Raw genomic sequence first — 3,076 nt, 5'->3', positions numbered from 1 at the left:
GCATGTGTATAAGAGACAGCTGCCGTACGGGCGGGGTGCCTGGGTGCCGGGCGTGGGCGAGCGGGAGTGCGATGTGACGGCGGGAATCACGCGGGGGCGCCGCAGGTCTGCGCTGGGTGAGCTGGCCGTGCAGGTGGGGGCCGGGGTGGTGGTGGCCGCCGTAGGGGTCGCGGCGCTGCCGGGGTCGTTCGCGGGTGGCGGTACGCGCCCGTGGTGGCGCCGCAACGAGAACATGCGGGCGGACGCGCAGGCGGCCAGGGACGCCGCCGCGCAGGCTTTCTACGAGCTGGACTCGGCCCAGCGGGACGTCCGCATCTCGGTGGAGACCGTGAAGGCGGTGGACTCGTCGCCGATCGCGCGGCGGGCGGTCGCCGAGTTCGACGAGCTGTCGCGGCGGGTCGATGAGACCAGTGGGGCGTACATCGCGGCCCTGGATGCGCACGACCTGGATGCGGCGGAGCTGGACACGGGGGTGGCGGCGCGGGCGCGCCGGGAGCTGGAGCAGTCGCGGCAGCAGCTGCTGCGGATGAAGGACGAGCTGGAGAAGTACCACCGGACGTTGGAGCCGCTGCTCAGCCGGGCGGAGACGCAGTTGGCGCAGGTGGCCCCGGCGGTGGAGCGGGCGAAGCAGGCGCTGCTGGCGGCGACGGCCGCGCTGGACGCGGTCCGGGAGGCGGGGCTGCGGGCGGACGAGCCGGCGCGGCAGCTGGCGGCGCTCGGCCCGGAGCTGACCCTGTTGAACGAGGGTGCGGGGCGGCACGGGGTGCAGGAGACACTGCAGCGGGCCGGTGAGGTGATGCGGCGCGCGGAGGCGGTGCGCGGGGAGGCCGAGCATCTGCCGGAGCGGGCACGGGAGATCGACCGCCGGGTGGTGAGCCTGCGTACCCGGATGGAGGCGCTGGAGACCAAGGCGGGGACGGTGGAGCCGACGCTGAGCGAGCTGCGGCGGCGGTTCAGTTCGGAGTGCTGGCAGGATCTCCAGCGGGTGCCGCAGCAGACGGCGGAGTCGGTGAAGGCGGCTCGCGCCCGGCTGGACGAGGCAGCTGCGGCGCGGGACGGTCAGCGGTGGGCGGATGCCACGGCCGCCCTGGGTACCGCCCGGGCGCTGCTGAACACCTCGGACGGGGCGGTGGCCGCGGTGGGTGAGCGGCTGCGGCAGCTGACCGAGGTGGAGCGGGATCCCAAGGCGGAGATCGAACGTACGCGTTTCGCGGTGCGGGATGCGCAGCGGCTGGCGATGACGGGTCGCAGTGCGCCGGACCCGCGGCATGCCGGGCCGCTGGACGCCGCCGTGGGGCGGCTGGACCGGGCGGTGGAGGGGCTCACCGGGCGGCATCCGGACTACTGGCGCTTTCTGCAGGAGATGGCCGCGGTCCGGGAGACCGCGGCGCAGGTGGTGCAGCAGATCCGCGGGGAGCTGGGTTCCGGCCACTGAACCAGGCGAGGCCGGGCGGTGCGGCGGGGGCTGTCGGGGCCCGGGCCGACCGCGCAGGGGTTCTGGGATGTGGTCGCGGTCGGCGCCCTACTGCGTCGGGGGTGCTGGGTACGCTGTCTGACATGCCTCGTTATGACTTCCGCTGCCGCTCCTGCGGCGCCACGTTCGAGCTGCGCCGTCCCATGTCCCAGGCCAACGCCCCGGCGCTGTGCCCGCAGGGCCACGAGGACACCGTGAAGCTGCTCTCCACCGTCGCCGTGACCGGCACGGCGTCCGGCGGAGGAGCTGCGGCGTCCGCTCCGGCCTCCGGCGGCGGGGGCTGCTGCGGCGGGGGCTGCTGCGGCTGACCCGTGTGTGCCGGCCTGTCCTCCTGTCCCTGCGGTCAGGCCGGCACGTCCCACGGGTCTGCGGTTTCTGCAATCAGCGGTCTGCCTGCGGTCTGCGGTCTGCGGTCAGGCTTCTCCGGGATGCCAGGCGGGCCACTCCCAGGGGTGGTCGTCCCACCTGATCTGCTCGGGGTCGTGGGGGTCGACCCCGGGCATCTCCATGCGCACGCGGGCCTCGAACTCCTCGCGTTCCATGGGCTCCCAGTGGCTGCCGTCGAAGCTGACCAACCGGTAGCGGCTGTCGAGGTCGAGCCGCCCGATCCTGACTTCGCGCTGGGCCTGGGCGACGGATGTCCGACTCTTCCTGCTCATGGCACCAGCCTGGGACGGCCGTGCGGAATCCGCATCCCGGGTGGCCTGCCGGGTGCCGGGGTTCAGTGTCGCGGCGTCCAGGGCGGGAGGAGCATCCGCCACCCCTGCCGGTAGCCGGTGCGCAGGGGGGTGGCCGGCCAGTTCCGCGCCCAGGGGGGTGGGGCGTAGCCGCGCAGCACCATGGCGGTGGGCACCCGGTGGGAGGCGGCCAGGAGCGCCGCCTCAGTGGTGTTGGCGTTGTTGCCCTGCACCTCCAGGGCGCGGCAGCGCGTGTAGTACGCCACGGGGATGGCCTCGGTTCCGGTGATCACGCATGGCGGGGAGACCCCGGCCCGGTGGAGGGCGGTCGCCAGTTCCGCCCAGTCGCCGCGGGCCGCGGTCTGCACGCGGACGGTGCGGTGGAGGACGACGGTCTGCACGGCGGCGTACCCGACCAGCAGCATTACCAGCAGTGCTGTGCGCAGTGGCGGCCGGGGCCGGACGGCCGGCAGCAGCGACAGCATGCCCGCGGCGGCGGGGAGGGCCAGCAGCGCATAGGAGGGCAGCAGGAACCGGGGCGCGGTGTAGTCGATGAGGAACGTGTACGTGGCCGCGGTGGACGCGGCCACGGCGAGCGGCAGCCACGCGGTGGCGGGGCTGCCGCGGCGGTGTGCCGCGACGGTGCCGAGCCCGGCGCAGGCGAGGAGCGCCCACCACCACAGGGCAGCCGGGGAGACCAGGGCGGTGAGCGGGGCGGAGCAGGGACGGCACAGCAGCGGGCCGTCGGCCGAGGCGAGCACCTCGGGGAGGGTGAAGGTGAGCCGGGTACCGCCTTGGATCTGCTGGGCCTGGTGGAGACGCTCGCGCAGGCCGCCGAATCGCAGTTCTGCCTCGGCGACCCACGGCAGGACGCCTGCGGCCAGCCCGCCGAGCACGGCGGCGATGGGGGCGGCGGGGGGAACGC

3 protein-coding genes and 1 pseudogene are annotated in these 3,076 nt (G+C 74.7%); 2 read left to right on the top strand and 2 right to left on the bottom strand.

Annotated features, from left to right (window positions below):
* Positions 1 to 127: 127 nt before the first annotated feature.
* Entirely contained in the window at positions 128 to 1,435 is a 1,308-nt protein-coding gene (locus AOK09_RS29260) for a coiled-coil domain-containing protein (RefSeq protein ID WP_322973219.1), read from the top strand.
* Between the two features lie 122 nt (positions 1,436 to 1,557).
* A complete protein-coding gene (locus tag AOK09_RS29255) occupies positions 1,558 to 1,782 on the top strand; it encodes an FmdB family zinc ribbon protein (protein ID WP_055590253.1) in 225 nt (74 codons plus the stop codon).
* A 105-nt stretch (positions 1,783 to 1,887) separates the two neighbouring features.
* Here the strand turns inward: AOK09_RS29255 and AOK09_RS29250 are convergent, their stop codons facing one another.
* Together AOK09_RS29250 and AOK09_RS29245 are read right to left on the bottom strand one after the other, a co-directional pair.
* Positions 1,888 to 2,133 (bottom strand): hypothetical protein, encoded by a 246-nt coding sequence (locus tag AOK09_RS29250; RefSeq protein ID WP_245687527.1) that lies wholly within the window; start codon positions 2,131 to 2,133, stop codon positions 1,888 to 1,890.
* 62 nt (positions 2,134 to 2,195) lie between these two features.
* Positions 2,196 to 3,076 (bottom strand): annotated as a pseudogene (locus tag AOK09_RS29245) (hypothetical protein); the annotation flags it as partial.

Source organism: Peterkaempfera griseoplana, from assembly GCF_001418575.1.
In the GTDB taxonomy this organism is placed as follows: domain Bacteria; phylum Actinomycetota; class Actinomycetes; order Streptomycetales; family Streptomycetaceae; genus Peterkaempfera; species Peterkaempfera griseoplana.
The sequence above is the reverse complement of the archived record's forward strand: the minus strand, read 5'-3'. Positions and strand labels throughout refer to the sequence as shown.